General features: G+C 65.8%; 16 protein-coding genes. 6 read left to right on the top strand and 10 right to left on the bottom strand.

Features of this window, described 5'->3' with window-relative positions; all coding sequences use genetic code 11:
- Positions 1 to 167 precede the first annotated feature (167 nt).
- Together rpmB and Q0C41_RS21950 are read left to right on the top strand one after the other, a co-directional pair.
- Positions 168 to 359, top strand: coding sequence for a 50S ribosomal protein L28 (gene rpmB / locus Q0C41_RS21955; RefSeq protein ID WP_291987494.1), 192 nt, complete (start codon positions 168 to 170; stop codon positions 357 to 359).
- Complete coding sequence (locus Q0C41_RS21950; RefSeq protein ID WP_367079292.1) at positions 359 to 748, top strand: RidA family protein; 390 nt, start codon at positions 359 to 361, stop codon at positions 746 to 748. The genes rpmB and Q0C41_RS21950 overlap by 1 nt, the downstream gene beginning before the upstream one ends.
- Positions 749 to 880: 132 nt before the next feature.
- Here the strand turns inward: Q0C41_RS21950 and Q0C41_RS21945 are convergent, their stop codons facing one another.
- Positions 881 to 3,067: a bifunctional (p)ppGpp synthetase/guanosine-3',5'-bis(diphosphate) 3'-pyrophosphohydrolase gene (locus Q0C41_RS21945; protein WP_291987492.1), complete on the bottom strand. Its 2,187-nt coding sequence runs from the start codon at positions 3,065 to 3,067 to the stop codon at positions 881 to 883.
- 231 nt (positions 3,068 to 3,298) lie between these two features.
- Between Q0C41_RS21945 and Q0C41_RS21940 the strand changes: the two genes are divergently transcribed.
- The 4 genes from Q0C41_RS21940 (at position 3,299) to Q0C41_RS21925 (ending at position 8,956) form a co-directional block, all read left to right on the top strand.
- Positions 3,299 to 4,300 carry a tetratricopeptide repeat protein gene (locus Q0C41_RS21940; protein ID WP_291987491.1) on the top strand — a complete coding sequence of 334 codons (1,002 nt, stop codon included), beginning with the start codon at positions 3,299 to 3,301 and terminating at the stop codon, positions 4,298 to 4,300.
- Positions 4,301 to 4,645: 345 nt separating this feature from the next.
- On the top strand, positions 4,646 to 7,963 hold the full coding sequence (locus Q0C41_RS21935; protein WP_291987490.1) for a TonB-dependent receptor: 3,318 nt from the start codon (positions 4,646 to 4,648) through the stop codon (positions 7,961 to 7,963).
- Between the two features lie 139 nt (positions 7,964 to 8,102).
- The gene (locus Q0C41_RS21930; RefSeq protein WP_291987489.1) at positions 8,103 to 8,228 is read left to right on the top strand and encodes a hypothetical protein; all 126 of its coding nucleotides are present in this window, start codon (positions 8,103 to 8,105) and stop codon (positions 8,226 to 8,228) included.
- A gap of 32 nt (positions 8,229 to 8,260) precedes the next feature.
- Positions 8,261 to 8,956, top strand: a complete 696-nt coding sequence (locus Q0C41_RS21925; protein ID WP_291987488.1) for a SpoIIE family protein phosphatase — start codon at positions 8,261 to 8,263, stop codon at positions 8,954 to 8,956.
- A 58-nt stretch (positions 8,957 to 9,014) separates the two neighbouring features.
- Here Q0C41_RS21925 and Q0C41_RS21920 read toward each other — a convergent pair whose 3' ends face one another.
- The 9 genes from Q0C41_RS21920 to Q0C41_RS21880 form a co-directional block, all read right to left on the bottom strand.
- Positions 9,015 to 11,660, bottom strand: coding sequence for a site-specific DNA-methyltransferase (locus Q0C41_RS21920; RefSeq protein WP_291987487.1), 2,646 nt, complete (start codon positions 11,658 to 11,660; stop codon positions 9,015 to 9,017).
- 7 nt (positions 11,661 to 11,667) lie between these two features.
- Entirely contained in the window at positions 11,668 to 12,012 is a 345-nt protein-coding gene (locus Q0C41_RS21915; protein ID WP_291987486.1) for a DUF86 domain-containing protein, read from the bottom strand.
- Complete coding sequence (locus Q0C41_RS21910; RefSeq protein ID WP_291987485.1) at positions 11,993 to 12,307, bottom strand: nucleotidyltransferase family protein; 315 nt, start codon at positions 12,305 to 12,307, stop codon at positions 11,993 to 11,995. The genes Q0C41_RS21915 and Q0C41_RS21910 overlap by 20 nt, the downstream gene beginning before the upstream one ends.
- Before the next feature lie 87 nt (positions 12,308 to 12,394).
- Complete coding sequence (locus Q0C41_RS21905; RefSeq protein ID WP_291987484.1) at positions 12,395 to 15,349, bottom strand: BPTD_3080 family restriction endonuclease; 2,955 nt, start codon at positions 15,347 to 15,349, stop codon at positions 12,395 to 12,397.
- A gap of 280 nt (positions 15,350 to 15,629) precedes the next feature.
- Entirely contained in the window at positions 15,630 to 16,235 is a 606-nt protein-coding gene (locus tag Q0C41_RS21900; RefSeq protein ID WP_291987483.1) for an HAD family phosphatase, read from the bottom strand.
- 112 nt (positions 16,236 to 16,347) lie between these two features.
- Entirely contained in the window at positions 16,348 to 16,806 is a 459-nt protein-coding gene (locus Q0C41_RS21895) for a biopolymer transporter ExbD (protein WP_291987482.1), read from the bottom strand.
- Between the two features lies 1 nt (position 16,807).
- Positions 16,808 to 17,242 carry a biopolymer transporter ExbD gene (locus Q0C41_RS21890; protein WP_291987480.1) on the bottom strand — a complete coding sequence of 145 codons (435 nt, stop codon included), beginning with the start codon at positions 17,240 to 17,242 and terminating at the stop codon, positions 16,808 to 16,810.
- 97 nt (positions 17,243 to 17,339) lie between these two features.
- Positions 17,340 to 18,020, bottom strand: coding sequence for a MotA/TolQ/ExbB proton channel family protein (locus tag Q0C41_RS21885; protein WP_234800604.1), 681 nt, complete (start codon positions 18,018 to 18,020; stop codon positions 17,340 to 17,342).
- Between the two features lie 150 nt (positions 18,021 to 18,170).
- Positions 18,171 to 18,524: energy transducer TonB (locus tag Q0C41_RS21880; RefSeq protein ID WP_291987478.1), on the bottom strand; the 354-nt coding region annotated here is incomplete at its 5' end.

Here is an 18,524-nt window from a genome sequence, read left to right as displayed (position 1 = left end):
GGCGGTGCCCTGACCAGCGCTGCTGACCCGCGCGGCATTTTTCATGATGAATGTCAGCGAAGTCGGCCTGAATTCCTGTGGTACACTCGGTGGTTCGCGCGCCCGGCGGGGTTTCCTCCGAGGCTCCTCCTGCAGGTCAGGCCGAGGTCGCGCACCAGCATTGAGTCATGGCTAATCGTTGCGAAGTCTGCGGCAAGGGTCCCACGTTCGGCAACAACATCAGCCACGCGCACAACGTGTCGTCTCGCCGGTTCAACCCGAACCTGCAGTCGGTCCGTGCGCTGGTCAACGGCGCCGCCAAGCGTCTGAAGGTGTGCACGCGCTGCATCCGGTCCGGCAAGATCACCAAGGCGGCCTGATCGTGTCCACGCGCGCGTCGGTCTCCTCGCCCGACGCCCCGCAGGCCATCGGCCCGTACTCCCAGGCCATCCGCGCGGGCAACTTCCTCTTCCTGTCCGGTCAGATCCCCCTCGATCCGGCCACAGGCGAGGTGGTGGCGGGCGACGTGCGGGCGCAGACGCGCCGCGTCCTCGACAACATGGCCGGCGTGCTGTCGGCCGCGGGAGTCTCGATGGGCGCGGTGGTCAAGACCACGGTGTTCCTGATCGATCTCGCCGACTTCACGGCGATGAACGAGGTCTACGCGACCGCGTTCGAGACGCCCGCTCCAGCCCGCTCCACCGTCCAGGTCTCGCGCCTCCCGCGCGACGTCCGCGTGGAGATCGAAGCCATCGCGCTGCTGCCGTAAGGACAATTCAGGCGCGCGTCGCTGTCATTCAGCATTCACAATGCAGGGCAGCTCGACACGCCGAGAACAGTCGCTGGCCGAGCTGGCGTTGCTGGCCCCGCGCTTCATTGTGAATGCTGCATTCTGAATTGTTCACGAGGCGCGTTCTTCCGCCGTACCGCCGGCATGCCGCTCGACGTTGAGCACGCCCGGCAACCCCTTCACCGCGCGGATGACCTTGTCCAGGTGCTTCACATCCTGGATCTCGACGGTCATCTCGATGAACCCCTGCTCCTGCACCGTCGTCGCTTCCATGGTGCGGATGTTGGTGTTGATCGCCGAGACCTGGCTGCTGATGGCGGCCAGCATGCCGCGGCGATCCTCGACCTGGATACTGAGGCGCACGGTGTAGGGTGCGCTGGGGTCGTCGCCCGAGTCCCACTCGACCTCGATGCGGCGCTCCGGGTCGTACATCAGGTTCGTGACGTTGCGGCACGACGCCGAGTGGACCGACACGCCCTTGCCACGCGTGATGTAGCCGACGATCTTCTCGCCCTTGATCGGGTTGCAGCACCTGGCGCGGAAGACGAGCAGATCGTCGGCGCCGCGCACGCGGATCTTGTCTTCGCCGGCGGCGCGCGGCCGCAGGACCTTGCGCACCGTGGCGAAGAGGCCGGCGTCGGGCGCCTTCTCCTTGAGTTCCTCGGCCGGCATCAGCTTGCCGAGCAGGAGGCGCGCCGTCATCTTGCCCCAGCCCACCGCCGCGAGCAGGTCGTCCGGTTTCTGGCTCCCCGATTCCGACGCGACCTTCTGCCACGCCTCGGCCGGGATGTTCTTCGGGTTGATGTCGTAGCGCCGGGCTTCCTTCTCGAACAGCTTCCGGCCCAGTTCGACCGACCGGGTCTTTTCTTCGAGCTGGATGAAGTGGCGGATCTTGTTCCGGGCGCGCGAGGTCTTGACGAACGACAGCCAGTCGCGGCTCGGCTTGTGGCCGGACTGGGTCAGGATCTCGACGATGTCGCCGTTCTTCAGCGGGTGGCGCAGCGGCGCCATCTTGCCGTTGACCCGGCCGCCGACGCATCGATGACCGACGTCGGTGTGGACCGCGTAGGCGAAGTCGACGATGGTGGCGTCGCGCGGCAGTTCCTTGAGCTCGCCCCCCGGCGTGAAGCAGTAGATTTCCTCGGGGTACAGCTCGATCTTCAGTGAGGCGATGAACTCGTGCGGGTCGCGCACGTCCTGTTGCCACTCGAGCAGTTGCCGCAGCCACTTGAAGTACTGCTCGTCGCGCTGGGCCCCGACGCGGCCCTCCTTGTACTTCCAGTGCGCCGCGATGCCTTCCTCGGCCACACGGTGCATCTCCTCGGTGCGGATCTGGATCTCGAACGGCAGCCCGCGGTCGCTGATGACCGACGTGTGCAGGGACTGGTAGCCGTTGGGCCGCGGCATCGCGATGAAGTCCTTGATGCGCTCCGGCACGGGTTGCCAGGTCTGGTGGACGATGCCGAGCACCGCGTAGCAGTCCTTGACGCTGGTGGTCACCACCCGCAGCGCGACGAGGTCGTAGACCTGGTCGAGATCGATGCGTTGGCGATGCAGCTTGAGGTAGATGCTGTACAGGCGCTTGATGCGGCCGTCGATGGAGACGACCGGCACCTGCGCCTCCTCGAGCTTGGAGAGGATGGTGCCGCGCAGTTCCTCGATGAGGCCCTGGGTCGTGCGTCGGCGCTGGTCGACCTTGTCGCGCAGCTCCTCGTAGGCCCGCGGCTCGAGGGCCTTGAACGACAGTTCCTCGAGCTCGTTCTTGACCTTGCTCATGCCCAGCCGGTTGGCGATGGGCGCGTAGATGTCCAGCGTCTCCCGGGCGATCCGCTCACGCTTCTCGTCGGGGACGTGCCCGAGGGTGCGCATGTTGTGGAGCCGGTCGGCCAGCTTCACCAGGATGACCCGGATGTCGTCGACCATCGCCAGGAACATCCGGCGAAAGTTCTCGGCCTGCTGGGCCTCCCTGGAGGAGAACGGGATGCTCGAGAGCTTCGTGACGCCCTCGACGACATGGGCGACCTCGGGACCGAACAGCTCGGCGACGCGCTCGATCGTGGTGAGGGTGTCCTCGACCACGTCGTGGAGCAGGCCAGCGGCCACCGCCACGGCGTCCAAACGCATGTCCGCCAGCAGGTTGGCCACCTCGAGGGGATGCACGAGGTAGGGCTCGCCGGAGTGGCGGACCTGCCCCTTGTGCTCCCGGGCGGAGAACACGTAGGCCCGCCGGAGCAACTCGAGATCGGCGTCGGGGCTGTAGCTGCGGACCTTGTCGACCAGGTCCTCGAACCGAATCATGGGGCGCGGTGTCTAACGCTCGTTACAGGGAGCAGGGCGTCCAGTGGATCATAGCCCACGGGTGCCTTGACCGTTGCAGAGACGGTCTTTATACTCGCCATGATTTTCCGCAAGGAATCGACCAGGGCCGACGTTCGCGGCCGATTCCCGTCCTCATGCTTGACGCACAGGGCCGACTCGGGTTCAGGGTCCGCGAGCACCCGCATGAGCGGGCGTGCAAGGAGTAGATCAATGTCGACGCGGTTGACCATTGTCCGGCTCGTGACGATCGCCGGTTTGAGCCTCTCGCTGACCGCTTGCGGGAAGGTCGCGGCACAGATGGCGTTCAAGGACGGCATCGGAGCGTACCAACAGCAGAACTACCGCACGGCAATCGAGGAACTCGAAGAGGCCGTCAAGCACGAGTTCGAGTACCGCCCGTACGCGTACTTCTATCTGGCCAATTCCCACGACAACGCGTTCAAGTTCACGCGCAAGGGACAGCCGGAGAACGACGCCCACCTGCCTGAAGCCGAGAAGTACTACAAGCTCGCCTTCGAGCAGATCGACCCGGCCTCGCGAGAGGGCCAGGGCGCCATCTTCAAGAAGCGCAGCCTCGAGTACCTCGTGGGCCTCTACGGTCCCGAGAAGCTGAACGCGCCGGACAAGGCCGAGGCCGTCGGGCAGCAGATCGTCGCCCTCGATCCGAAGGACATCAACCCGTACTTCGGTCTCGCCAAGCTCTACGAGGACGCCGGACGCGTCGAGGAAGCCGAGCAGATGCTGTCGCGGGCCCGCGACATGGCGCCCGGCAACGTCGACGTCCAGCTCCAGCTGGCCGGCTTCTACAACCGCCAGGGCAACTTCGAGAAGACGATGGAAGCGTTCGAGAGCCGCATCCAGATCGAGCCGAACAACCCCGAGGCCTACCACACGGTGGCCGGCTACTTCGAAGAGAAGGTCCGCAAGGACTACACGCTCAAGCCGGCGACCAAGGCCGAGTACATCAAGCGCGGCCTCGAGGCCTCGACCAAGGCCATCAGCATCAACGCCGACTATGTCGAGGCCCTCGTGATGAAGAACCTGCTGCTGCGCCAGCAGGCCCTCATCGAGAAGAGCCCGGCCAGGCAGCAGGAGCTGCTGAAGGAAGCGACGACCCTGCGTGACCGCGCCATCGAGACGCGCAATCGCCTGCAGGGTGAGGCGGACGCCGCCGCGGCCGCCGCCGCCAAGGCCGCCAAGAAGTCCGAGTAGTCCGCCCAGGGGCGGGAAGCCACACCCACGGGGGTCGACGCGGTCGCGTCGGCCCCCGTTTTTTGTTCGCCCGCACGACACCGTTGGCCCCCGCTCGCGCTCATCTGTTTACGCGCGCGAAACACGTCGCTGGTAGGCTCGTCAGCGGTCTAGTTTCCCGCCCGTTCCTGGGGCGGTGTGGCAGTCGCCGGCCGGTCCCCTGGCGCGGCACGTCATTCCCGCAGTGGTGTAAGGCCCGGCTCTCGAGCCCGGCCACCGTGTTCTGGGTTGGGCCGGCTTCCGAGCCTGGCCGCCATGTTCAATGAGGAGAGATTCATGGTGAGTGCGTTTCAGCGAATGCGTGAAATGCGATCGACGCGCCCGTCTCGCGCGCACGACGCATGGTGGCAGGCGCCGGTGCTGGCCCTGGCGGCCGTCCTGGCGCTGGTCTGCGCCACGGGTGAGGCCCGGGCCCAGGGTGTGACCACCGGCTCGCTCGGCGGCGTGGTGACCAACGTGGCGGGTGCGCCCGTGGCCGGCGCGACCGTGATCGCGATTCACACGCCGTCCGGCACCAATTACGAGACGACGACGCGCGAGGACGGCCGGTACTTCTTCCCGAACATGCGCGTGGGCGGTCCCTACGTGCTGACGGTGACCTACACCGGCGGCGCCAGTGCCTTCGAGCCCTACACGCGCGAAGACCTCGTCGTCAACCTCGGCGTGACGACGGACGCCAACGCCCAGGTGAAGGACATCGCCGTCGAGGAGTCGGTCACCGTGACCGCCTCGACCGACACGGTGTTCAGCACCCAGCGCACCGGCGCGGCGACGACGCTGTCGCGCGACATGATCCAGCAGCTGCCCAACATCAGCAACCGGCTCGAGAACTTCACGCGCCTGACGCCGCAGGCGAGCGGGTCGTCGTTCGTCGGCCAGGACTCGCGCCTGAACAACATCACGGTGGACGGCTCCTACTTCAACAACTCGTTCGGCCTGGCCAACGCGCCCGGCGATCGGACCGGCGTCGCACCGATCTCGCCGCAGGCGGTCGAGCAGATCCAGGTCAACGTGGCGCCGTTCGACGTCCGTCAGGGCAACTTCGTCGGGGCGGGCATCAACACGATCACGCGCAGCGGTGGCAACACGTTCCATGGCTCGCTGTATCGGCAGTTCCGTGACGACAGCATGGTCGGCACGCAGGCGGGCGCCAACGTCGTCAACGTCGGCACCTTCGAGTTCGCCAACACCGGCGGCTGGGTGTCGGGCCCGATCTGGAAGAACAAGGCCTTCTTCTTCTTCAACGTCGAAGACGAGTCGCTGACCGAGCCGGGTACGACGTTCCGCGCCAACAATGGCGGCGAGCCGGCCGTCGGCGGCACGACGCGAGTGCTCGCTAGCGATCTCGACGCCCTGAGCACCTTCCTGGCGAGCAACTTCGGCTACCAGACGGGCGGCTACCAGGGCTACGACCACGAAGTTCCGGCGCGACGCTACCTGATCAAGGGCGACTACAACCTGAGCACGAGCAACAAGGTGACGTTCCGCTACACGCACCTCGACTCGATCAGCGACGTGCTCGCGAGCAACTCGTCGTCACTCGGCTTCGGCAGCCGTCGGACCAGCACGCAGGCCCTGAACTTCCAGAACACGAATTACCAGCAGAAGGAAGAGATCCGCTCAGCCATCGGTGAGTGGAACGCCACCTTCGGCAACTCCATGGCCAATTCGTTCATCATCGGTTACACGAAGCAGAACGAGGACCGTGCCGTGCGCGGCTCCGGCGAACTGTTTCCGCTGGTCGACATCCTCGACGCCGGCACGACCTACACGTCGTTCGGCTTCGAGCCGTTCTCGCCGGCCAACCAGCTGAAGTACAACACCTTCCAGCTGCAGAACAACTTCACCAAGTTCGCCAACAAGCACACGCTGACCTTCGGCGGCACGATGGAGCGCTACGACTCGACCAATGTGTTCTTCCCGGGGTCGCAGGGCGCCTATGTCTACAACTCGCTGGCCGACTTCTACACGGACGCCAACGACTACCTGCGCAACCCGAATCGGACCGTGTCGCCGGTGAACCTGCGGCGCTTCCAGGTGCGCTGGAGCAACATCCCGGGGCAGGACGAGCCGGTCCAGCCGCTCGAGGTGCTGTACGCCGGTGCCTATGCGCAGGATGAGTGGGCCGTGCGTGACAACCTGAAAATCACCGCGGGGCTGCGCTTCGACGTGCCGCGATTCGGCGACACGGGCTATCAGAACGCCAGCGCCGACGCCCTCACGTTCCGTCAGGAAGACGGCTCCCCGGTGCAGTACTCCACGGCCAAGCTTCCTGATCCGAACATCCTGTGGTCGCCGCGCGCCGGCTTCAACTGGGCGGTCGACGAGGCACGCAACACGCAGGTCCGTGGCGGCACGGGCGTGTTCACGGGGCGTCCGGCCTACGTGTGGATCTCGAACCAGATCGGCAACACCGGTGTGCTGACCGGGTTCGAACAGCAGGACAACACCACGGCTCGTCCGTTCAACCCGAGCCCGAACGCCTACAAACCCGCCAACGTCACCGGTGCGCCCGCGTCTGCCTACGAGCTGGCCCTCACCGATCCGGACTTCAGGTTTCCGCAGTTGTGGCGTACCAACATCGCCGTCGATCAGCGCCTGCCATTCGGCCTGGTTGGCACGGCGGAGTACATCTACAACCGTGACGTCAACGGCGTGTACTACATCAACGCCAACCTGCCGGCGGCCCAGACGGCCTTCACCGGCGCTGATGCCCGGCCGCGCTGGACCAACAGCCGCATCGTCGCCAACGTGTCCAACGCCGTGGTGCTGAAGAACCAGAACGTCGGCCGGTCGTGGAACCTCGCCGGCACGCTGGCCAAGAACTTCAGCGGCGGCTTCCTCAAGGGGGCCTACAGCTACGGCGAGGCGCGCAACACCGTCGACCCGGGCTCGATCGCCTTCGGGTCGTGGAACAACAACCAGCACGCCGGCGACCCGAACAACCCGGGCCTCGGCTACGCCGGGGGCTCGCCCGGGCACCGCTTCTTCCTGGCGGGGTCGTACACGAAGGAGTACTTCAAGTTCGGCGGCACGTCCTTCTCGTTCTTCTGGGAGTCGCGCACCAACGGCTCGACGACCTACACCTTTGCCGGTGACCTGAACGGCGACGGCGGTTTCCAGAACGACCTGTACTACGTGGCGCGCGATCAGTCGGAGATGAACTTCCAGCCGTTCAGCGTCGGCACCCGCCTGTACACGGCCGCCGAGCAGGCCGCGGCGTGGGACGCCTACATCGCGCAGGATTCGTACCTGAGCGGCATTCGCGGGCAGTACGCCGAGCGCGGTGCCATCTTCCTGCCGATGGTGCACCGCCTCGACTTCAGCGTCGCGCAGGACTTCTTCGCGACCATTCGCGGCCATCGCCACTCGTTCCAGATTCGCGCCGACTTCCTCAACGTCGGCAACATGATCAACGAAGACTGGGGCATCGGTCAGCGCCTGATCAACAACCAGCCGCTCATCGTGCCTTCGGCCGCCCAGGGCGGCGTGGCCGACGCCGCCGGTCGTGCGCAGTACCGTCTCCGCGTCATCAACAACGAGCTGATGACGCGCTCGCTGGAACCCACCGCCGGCCTCGGCGACGTGTACCGGTTCCAGATCATGCTGCGGTACCTGTTCTAGGCTCAGGGCTCACGGCTCAGGGCTCAGAACAACGGGCTCTGGGCTCGAGGCTCAGGACTCGGGAAGGGGCGGACATCGACCGATGTCCGCCCCTTTTGTCGTTGCGCCGGACGGGAACACCTCGGCGGGCCCCCACGTCATGCTGCACAGCATGACGCTGCGCGAGGTGCTCGCCCTCGAGCGCGAGACGGTGCTCATCGCGGTGACGATGACGGCCCTGATCGTGGTCTTCTCCGGTGGTCCGGGATCCTGCAGACGGGGCTGATCACCGTCATCTACGCGTCGATCGCCGGCAACATGGTCCGCTTTGCCGTGCCGGTCGTGGCGCGACGCCTGGCGTCGTTGCCGCAACCGCAGGGCTATCTGGCGCTGCTGCTCGCCTTCGGACTGATCGGCGTCGTCGCCGGAAGCGTGGCGACCCTGGTGCTGTTCGGCGTCAGCGAAGCGTTCGGTCCGTTCACCCGCGGGCAGACCTGGCTGGTCGGGCGCAACGCCATCGAGCTCAGTGTTCTGGTGTCGGTCATCGCCGGCGTCATCGGGACGATGAGTGCCGAGAAGCGAGCCGCGCTCGAGGCCACCGTCGAAGGACAGCACGAAGAGTTCGTGCGAGCCAAGGAGATGCAGCTGGGCCTCCTGCCCAAGACGTTGCCCGCCCTCCCGGGATACACGTCGGCGGGGCACTGGCAGCCGGCGCGGATGATCGGCGGCGACTACCACGATCTCTGGCGCATCGACGAGGACCACGCGGGGCTCTGCATCGCCGACGTGTCGGGCAAGGGTGCGGCGGCGGCGTTGCTGATGGCCAACCTGCAGGCAGCGGTGCGCGTCACGGCGACAACGCCCTTCTCGCCGGCCGACCTGCCGGAGGCCGGCGCCGACCGCACGCTGGCCTTCGACAACGAGTCGCGTATCGCCACGCATCTGCACACGGCGGCCACACCACACGTGCTGCTCGACGATCTGACGATGCTGGCGCTGTACAGGAGCAATTGAGGCGCGCTTCGCGGCCATTCAGAGTGCAGAATGCAGGGCGCATCGATGGCAGAAACTGTCAGGCCAGCGTGAACACCTTCAACACCTCGTCGCCGTAGTGGTTGATCACCTTGACGGCGATCCTCCCGGTCTCGGGAGGGGCGAACGGGCGGCTCACGGTGCTGTACAGCGTCGACCACGCCGCCTCGTCGATCTCGGCGCGCAGCGCACGCTTCAACTTCTCGTAGGGCTCGTCGGCACCCGTGAAGTAGGCGTGCCGCACAAAGAAGCTCTCGCCGTCGTAGTTGGTGTCGATGAACCAGCAGGCGACATCGTCGGTGCTGTTGCTGCGCACCTGACCGGTCGTCGGGTCGTACACGTCCACGCCCTTGAGGGTGACCTGGAGATTGCCGGCCACGTCCACGGGCGCGATGTCGACGTCGGGCTCGCCGAAGACCATGAAGAGGTTGCCGGCGCCGGTCTTCTTGAGCAGTTCGTCACCCATGCTCAGGTCGGGGTTCATGCGCGCGGTGAGCACCTGCAGTGCACCGTAGCGCTTCGCCTCCTCGGAGACGTGTGGGTCGAACGCGAAGCCGCACACGACCAGGACGTCGTAGCCCACGCCGAGCACGGCTTCCTTGGCGGCTTCCTTCACCTGGCGCGGTCCGACCGTGCCGTGCTCCGGCCCGATCGAGACGGCAACGCGGCGGACCTTGCCGTCGGCGTCGGTGTATGCCCCTGCCGCATGGAGCCACGTGCCCGCGAGCGCCTCGAGCCGGTCGAACACGAGCCGCTCGCCCTTGACGGTGTTCTGCACGCCGGCCTTGCGCAGGTTGTCGAGAATCATCGTCTCGAACTGCCCCGCCGCATCGTCTCGCTGCGCCACCTGCTCGCTGCGCGGACGGTCGTCGTCTGCGGGCAACACACGGTGCGGCGACAGGCTCTCGACGGTGAACGGCCCCGTCACGCGGATGCGCTTGTTGTCCTCGTACGGCTTGTCGTACAGCAGTTCGGTGTCGGCGTGGCGGAGGATGGCGGCGTCGATCTCCGACCGCGTCATGCCTTCCGTGATGTCGGGATTGTTGGCAATCGACTTCAGCGTCACGTGCGGCACGCGCTTGTAGACGAAGCCCTTGCGGATGTCCCCGTCGGTCTTGTACGACGGCGCCATCTTGCCGGTGAGCTCGGCCTCCTTCTTCTGTCCCTCCGGCGAATCGGCGAGCAGATACCACGGAAAGCGCCCCGCCATCAGCCGCGTCCGCGTGAGCGTCAGCGCCACCCGGCTCGTATCGCACGTGATCCAGCGTCGTCCCCACTGCTCTGCGACGTACGCGGTGGTGCCTGAGCCGCACGTCGGATCGAGCACAAGGTCGCCGGGATCCGATGTCATGAGCATGCAGCGTTCGATCGCTGTCGTCGCCGTTTGAACCACGTAGACCTTGGGATCCGTTCTGCTTTGAATACCGCCGATGTCGGTCCACGTATTGGAGAGCGGATACGCAGAAAAGTCGTCCAGGAAGCGCACGTAGGCAAGGGTTCGTCCTGTGACTTCGACTCGGCGAGACATCAATAATTTCGCCATTCCTGCCTCGTTCGTCTTCCAGCGGCTCCGATCGTTCGGCCTGTACTCCTTGCCCTCAATCGCGACCGGGAACCACGAGGCAGCGCCCTCCCCCTTCTCACGGCCCATACTCTGGCTCATCAGATTGTCGAGGCGAAATACTCGGGAACCCGCTGGGAGGCTTTCACCCTGCGCAAGAGCACGCCGTGAGCCGTCTCTGAGCTCCAGCTGGTCGTACTTCGACGCACCTTCACCGCCGAACTCTTTCGCCTTGTACAGTCGCCGGAACTTCACGCGGTCGATCGACTTTGCGTACCAGATCAGGTAGTCCGAGGTACCTGGTAGGAGTACAACCGTCGCGCCACTTGTCTTCGAGTAGGTGACTTGACTAACGAAGTTCTCGCTGCCAAACACCTCGTCCATCACGTTGCGCACGAGGTGCACGTTCTCGTCGCCGATCTGCACGAAGATGCTGCCGGTCTCGGTGAGCAAATCGCGGGCGACGGTGAGTCTGTCGCGCAGGTACGCAAGGTACGAGTGGATGCCGAGCTTCCACGTGTCGCGGAAGGCGCGGATCTGCTCGGGCTGGCGCGTCGCGTCCTCGACCTTGCCGTCCTTGACGTCGCGCTTGCGCGTGCTGACCTGCCAGTTGCTGCCGAACTTGATGCCGTACGGCGGGTCCAGGTAGATCATCTGGACCTTGCCCTTGAGCGCTTCCTTCTCGGCGAGGCTGGTCATGACCAGCAGCGAGTCGCCGAGGATCATCCGGTTGGACCAGTGCTGGTCCCATTTGTAGAAGTCGACCTTCTTGTCGAAGCCATCGAGGCCGTTGAAGTCGTCGAACAGCGACAGCTCCGGCTCCTTCTCGCCTGCCTTCGCGGTGGTGCGCAGGTGCTCGATGATCGCCTGCGGATGCACCTTCTCCTGGATGTAGACGGGCACCACCGGCACAGCCAGGTCGGCGCGGTCCTGCTCGTCCTTGCCCTTCCACACGAGCTGCGGGTCGAGCGACGGATCGCGCGGGTACAGCATCTCCTTCGGCGCCCGCTCGTCCGCGGCCACGAAGTCGCGCAGCTCCTCGGTGGGGATGTTCTTGCGCGTGTCCTTGTGCTTGATCGCCTCGACGTGCGTGGGCGGCTTGGGCGCCTTGACCTTCTTGACCATGCGGAATTCAGCCTCTGCCGAGGGCCACGAGGAGCCGTCGTTCCAGTTCGGGCAGGTCGACGGTGGCGGTCCGCCAGACCTCGTCGACATCGACGCCCAGGTAGTCGTGTGCCAGTCGATTGCGCATGCCGCGGACCTCGTGCCAGGGCAGCTGCGGCAGCGCCGCGCGAGTGTCGTCGCTCGTCCGGGACGCGATCTCGCCGATGACGATCAATCCGTGGATGACGGCGCTCTGGGTCCGTTCATCATCGAGGAACGCCACCTGGGACACGTCGGACACGAAGCGCTGGACCTTCCGCGCCCAGTCGAGCATGTCTTCGAGAAGGACGCGGTCAGGAGGCCTGAGGGACATGCAGAAGCGCACCGAGGATGTTCTTCCGCCGCCATTCGTTGGCGGCCCGCTCCACCGCGCGTCGGGTGACGAGGTCGACCGACCGCCCGAAGATGGTGCGCAACTCGTCCTCCATGCGCACGAGATCGAACAGCGAGTGCGTCGCCTCAGGCGCGAACGCGACGAGGACGTCAACGTCGCTGTCTGGACCAAAATCGTCGCGCAGCACCGAGCCGAACAACGCGAACTCCGTCACCTGCCATCGCTGGCAGAAATCGGCGATGGCCTCGTGCGGAACGGGAATGCGTGGCGTCATGGCGCGTCTCGGTCACCCAGTGCTGGCGTAAGCATACTGCCGGACAACTTGTCCCCCGTAGCCTTGGCGGACGCGGAAGCCCGCCAGCTACACAAGGGCGAGGGCCTCATCGATTGCGGCCTTCACGACACCTTTGGCATCCCAGGGATCCGTGACCTCGACGAAGGCCCAGCGGCCAAAGCCACCATGGTTGTTCACTGCCGGCACCCACAGCGTGCGTGCCGTGGCCACCTTCGCCGCCTTGTCCTTCCTCACCTCGCCGCTGACCTCCACGATCAGGTGGAGATCCGGCCTGGCGCGGACGAGAAAGTCGGGCACATACTGACGAGACTCGCCGGCCAGCGTGTACGGAATCGTGAAACCCAGGCCCTGGTTCTTGACGTAACAGATGACCTCGTCGAGTTCCTCGAACACCTGCGCCATCTTCTGCTCCCACGAGCCGGTATCGGCGACCACGTGCGACACATGGCACTTCCCGGAGTGGGTCACCATCGTCGGCTTCGTGGTATCGAAGTCCACCCAGCGCGTGCTGCCGACCGGATCGTAGCTGCGCAGCAGCGGCTTGAGATTGGCCGCGTCGTCATGAGCCACGACGATGGCCCGGTAGATGCGGTCGGCGGCATCGTGCGCGAACTCGGAGAGCAGGAGCAGTTGTGGAAAGGTATCGGGGGCGTTCTTCAGCGTCAGGCACTCGGACACCCAGCGCTTCGCGATGCCGAGTATCTGAGGAAAGACGAACGGCTGTTCGGTGTAGTACTTCTCGGTGACCAGCTTCGCGAGCGCGAACGGGATCTCGGCGTCGCGCCGCGCCCGCAGGTCGTCGAGGGTGTGTACCGCCGACTCGCCGATGATGGGCGCGTTGACGGTGTGCGTGGGCACGTCAGCCGTCGAGATCGAGAGCCGCGCGTCGTCCGTGAACGTGGCGGCAAGCCGGTCCGTCGGTGTGTCGAACCGGTAGCCGGTGAGACGGGGGAACGTGATGGCGCACGCGATCCGGTCCTCGAGCGCGCGGACGCGCGTGTGCGGCGGCCCCGACGGCGGCGCCTCGCCAGCCCCGGAGGTCGGAATGAACGAGAACGGCACGCCGTAGACCTCCGCGTACTCAGGCTCGAAGCGTCCGTCCGCATTGATGGCGTAACTCATCCGCCGCAGCCCACGGCCCACCACCTGCTCGCAGAGCAGCTGGGTGCCAAACGCCCGTACGCCGAGGATGTGGGTCACGGTGTTGGCGTCCCATCCTTCCGTGAGCATCGAGACGGACACGACGCACCGGACCTGCTCGCCGAGCTTGCCGGCCTTGCCCACCGTGTTCATCACCTCGCGCAGCAGGTCCTCATCGGTCAGCGTCTCCGCGTCCCGCCCGGGGAATCGCTGGCGGTACTCCGCCTTGAACTCCTCGATCTCAGTCGCCACCAGGCGCTTGAACTCGTCGCTCATGGCCTCACCGGACTCCAGTTGCCGGGAGTCGACGAGGATGCTCGTCGGTCGTGACGACCAGCGGCCGTCATCCACGTTACTGAAGAGCGGCAACTCGCCAGGCACGACCACCTCGGTGCCGTCGGCCAGCCTGCGGCCCCAGCCCGCCACGTAGTCGAACACGAGCTTGGACACGGACGTGTTGTTGCACACGACGACAAAGACCGGGGGTGTCGCTCCAGCCGCCTGGCGCACGGGGTCGGCCTGCCACCGTTCGAACTGCTGCCGGTAGTGCCCGTAGAGCGACCGCAACGCCCCTTCGAGTTCAGCGGGGAGCATCGGAGGACCGTCGCGCTGTTCACCCCGGCGTCCCTTCTTCGGCAGGTCGTCGCGGATGCGCAACCAGAGGTCGCGATACGTCGGCAGATTACCGGTCATGGCGTTCGAGTCGACGGGGACGCGCGGCACCTTGACGATGCCCGATTCGATGGCGTCGATGAGCGAGAAGTCGGAGACCACCCAGGGAAACAGCGTCCCTTCCGGATAGCCGCTGCCACGCAGGAAGAACGGCGTCGCCGAGAGATCGTACACCGAGCGGATGCCAAGCTTCCGATGCACGGCCTCGAGGCCGCTCATCCACACGCGAGCCTCTTCCTCCCGCTGCTTCGCTTCGACGCGATCCTCGCCAGTCAGCCTCTCCTCGTCTGCCCTCGGCTTGCCTCGATAGCAGTGATGCGCCTCGTCGTTGAGGACGATGACCTGCTTGCGCGCGCCCAGTTCGCGGCACACACGACGCACCATCTGATCGGGTGTCTCCGTGAACGGACTCGGCGCGCCCTTCGTCAGAATGGTCTTCGTGAGCTTCGCCGCATCGCCGCGCTCGTGCAGCATGAACGCGTGGTAGTTGGTGATGACGATGCGCGCCTGGCCGAGACGCTCCACCAGGTCCGCAGGGACGAGGTCGCGTTCGCGGTAGTAGTTGGACGGATCCTGTGGCAGCAGGACTCGGAGGCGATCCCGGATGGTGATGCCCGGCGAGACGATCAGGAAGGCGTCGCTGAAACGCTTGTCATGTCGCTCTTCGAGCTTGTTCAGCGCGTGCCAGGCGATCAGCATCGCCATGACGACCGTCTTGCCCGAGCCGGTCGCCATCTTCAGGGCGACACGTGGCAATCCCTCATTGAAGGTGGCGTTCTCCTCGCGAAGCTCGTTCTCGATCCACGCATCGCCGAAGCTACCGGCCACCTCGGTCAGGTAGATTGCGGTCTCGAGCGCCTCCTGCTGGCAGAAGAACAGCTTCCGCTCACGCTCGGGATTGGTCCAGTACTCGAGGAGCCGGGCCGTCGTGCGTGTGATGCCGACGTATCCGCCCTCACGCCATTGCCGCACCCGCTCGCGGATGCGGTTGATGCGGGGGCTCGAGAGGAACCGGTCCTCGGTCCACTCGGTGTCGAACTTCAACTGCCCGGACTTCTTGCGCGGTGCGGCAATCGGGAGAAAGTAGCCGCTCTCCCGGCGTCCCGATACCACCTCGTCCGTGATGCCGTCGTCGGAGAAGCGAAAATGCCGCGTCGGCTCCGTGAACGGGCCGTTCAGGATCGGGTTGTCGATGACGACGGGCGGCACGGGGGAAGTATATGGAAGGGGAGTCGGGAAACGGGAGTCGGGAGTCGGGGTCGGCAACGGGCAACCGGGGAGACGCCGACCACGCCAGCCAGGCGGCCGCCGTGGCGAGTAGCCTGCGAAGTCGCCCGTCGCGATCACGAAAGCCGGAGCGCAGGCGAGTGTCAGGCGTGGGGCTGGGGGTCCCCACGCCGTGCCTGCCCGCACAACGCCGAGCGAACGGCTTTCCGGGGGACGAAGCCGGCTGCGAGTGCGGCGGCCGATTGGCTGGCGATGCTGCGCGTCAGCATCGCACGCCCATCGCCCGCAGTTCCTCGCGACACTGCGCCGACGACGTGAAGTGCACCGTGTGCAGGCCGAGCGCCCGCGCAGCCTCGACGTTTGGCAGGTTGTCGTCGATGAACACGGTACGTTCGGCGGCGAAGCCCGTGCGCGCGAGCGCGAGCTGGAACACGCGGGGGTCGGGCTTGGCGATGCCCTCGACGCCGGAGATGACGACGTCCTCGAACCAGTCGAGGAACGGGAAGCGCGTCCTTGCCACCGGATAGGTCTCTGCCGACCAGTTGGTCAGCGCCGCGACCCGATAGCCGTGCGCCCGCAACTCCTCCAGCAGCGTCACGCTCTCCTCGATGGCGCCGCCGAGCATGCGCTCCCAGCCGGACTTCCATTCGGCCAGCAATGCGGCGTGATCCGGATACAACGCGCTCCGCTCGGCGATCGCCTGCGCGAACGGCTTGCCGAGGTCCATCTCGTGGTTCCACGTCCCCGGCGTGATCTCGGCGAGGAACTGCTCCATCGCCTCCGGGGTGTCGAAGCGGTCGCGGTAGTGGTTACGGGGGTCCCAGCGGATCAGGACATTGCCGAGGTCGAACAGCAGCGCATCGATCATGTTGGGTAGGGCCGGCTCTCCGAGCCGGCCGTCAGCGGAACGACATTTGGCACCAGAAACGACAATGCCGGCCTAGTGGGCCGGCATTGTCAGACATCGGAGACGCGGCAGGCTAGTCGCCGCCGCCACCACCGCGTCGCATGCCCTCGGTGACGATGCCGACCTTGTCGACACCGGCGCCACGGGCGGCGTCGATGGCCATCACGACGTGGCCGTAGGGCAGCGTCGGCGCGCCGAGGATGAACATCGTCTTCTCCTTGCGCGTCTCGAAGATCTCGGCGAGGCGCGTCTGGAGTTCGCCCATCGGGACGTCCTGGTTGTTGACCGAGAGGCTGCGATCGGCGTTCATCGTCAACACGATCTGCGTGTCGGAGGACGACTGCTCGGCGCTCTTGGTCTCGAGGGGCAGGTTGATGTCCGTGCCCTTCTGGGTCATGGGCAGCGCCGCCATGAAGATGACGAGCAGCACGAGCAGCACGTCGATCAGCGGCGTCACGTTCATGTCCGAGCTGGTTTCCGGCGTCGCACTCCGCTGGATGGTCTCGGCACCGTGGTGCTTGTGGGCTGACATGCTAGTCGCCTCCCCCTTCTGCCTTCTTCTTGCTCTCGGTGATCAGCGCGACGTTCTCGATGCCGACCTCGCGGAGCTTGTCCATCATGTTCATGATGGCCGAGTAGGGGGCGTCGGTGTCGGCCTTGAGGTAGACGATGCGCTCTTCCTTCTCTTCGAGCGCCGCCTTGATGCGATCCACCGCCTCGGACTCGGAGACCTGGATGTTGTTGACGTACAGACCTTTCTGCGCGTCGACGTGCACCACGGTCTGGTCCTGCGTGGACGGCTTCTCGGTGGTGTTGTCGGCGAGCGGCAGCCGCACGTTCACGCCCTTCTGCAGCAGGGGCGCGATGAGCATCATGATGATGAGCAGCACCAGCATGATGTCGACCAGGGGGGTGACGTTGATGTCGGCCTTGATGCCGCCCTTCCCGCCCCCCACGTTCATTGACATGGCATCTTCTCCTCAGCGGGGACGCGCCGAACGGCACGCCCCCCGTCACATCTGGTCCTGATGCGAGTGGCCGGCCCGAGGGCCGGCCCCATCAGCCTCAGTTGCTCTTCTTGACGAAGTAGTCGACCATCTCCGACGAGCTGTTGTCCATCTCGACGTTGAAGTACTCGAGGCGGCCCGTCAGGTAGTTGTAGAACCACACCGCCGGGATGGCCACGACGAGACCGAGCGCGGTCTCGACGAGCGCTTCCGAAATACCGGCCGACACCGAACCGATACCGCCCGAGCCCGTCGCCGCGATGCCCTGGAAGGCCGAGATGACGCCGACCACCGTGCCGAGCAGACCGACGAACGGTGCCGTCGACCCGATCGTCGCGAGCGACGAGACGCCCTTCTTCAGGTCGTTGCCGGTGAGCGCCGTGGCGCGCTGGATGGCGCGACGCACCGTGTCGAGCAGGTCGTCACGGGTGAGCTGCTGCCCGCTCTCCGACTGGAACTGGTACTCCTGCAGACCCGCGAGCACGACCTTGGCCAGGTGGCTGTAGCGGAAGTTCTTCGACTGCGACAGGGCAATCGCGTCCTTGAGGCGGCCTTCCTTGAGGTGCTTGGCCACCTGCGGCGCGTAGAGCTTCGACTGCTTCTGCGCCTGCGAGAAGGTGTACCACCGCTCGACGAACACGCCCACCGACCAGAAGGACATGAAGAAGAGGATGTACGCCACGGCCTTGGCGACGAAGCCCATCTGCTGCCACATGTGAATCAGATTCAGATCACCCATTGCGCTCCACCCCTCCGGGGATGACTGCCTGGGGGGCCTCCGCTGCGGGAGACACACCCACTGATCGTTCGTGAAGAGTACGACCGGTCGTGCTGTTTGACGATGACAGGCCCCCGTGCCCCGCCAGGCGGGACGCGGGAACCCAGGTGACTACTGCAACGTAAAGTTCACCGTGACGGTCATGATGACCGGCACCGGCACGCCGTTGAGGAGCGTGGGCGTGTACTCCCACTGCTTCACGGCGTCGAGGGCGGACTGATCCAGCAGCGGGATGCTGCGGAGCACGCGCGCGTTCTGCACCTTGCCGCTCGGCCCGATGGTGGCCTCGATGATCACCACGCCGGACACTCGGGCCGACTGGGCGATCTGCGGGTACACCGGCTTCACGTCGCGTGTCTTCTTCGGCGGGGCGATGTTGCCACCGACGCGGACCGGCTGGGTCGGCGGCGGGGGCGGAGCCGGCGGCGGCGGCGCGGACGGCAAGCCGCCCACCACACCACCCAG

Source organism: Luteitalea sp. (genome assembly GCF_022842525.1).
In the GTDB taxonomy this organism is placed as follows: Bacteria; Acidobacteriota; Vicinamibacteria; order Vicinamibacterales; family Vicinamibacteraceae; genus Luteitalea.
Note: the sequence above shows the minus strand (reverse complement) of the source record. Positions and strands in the feature narration are given on the sequence as shown.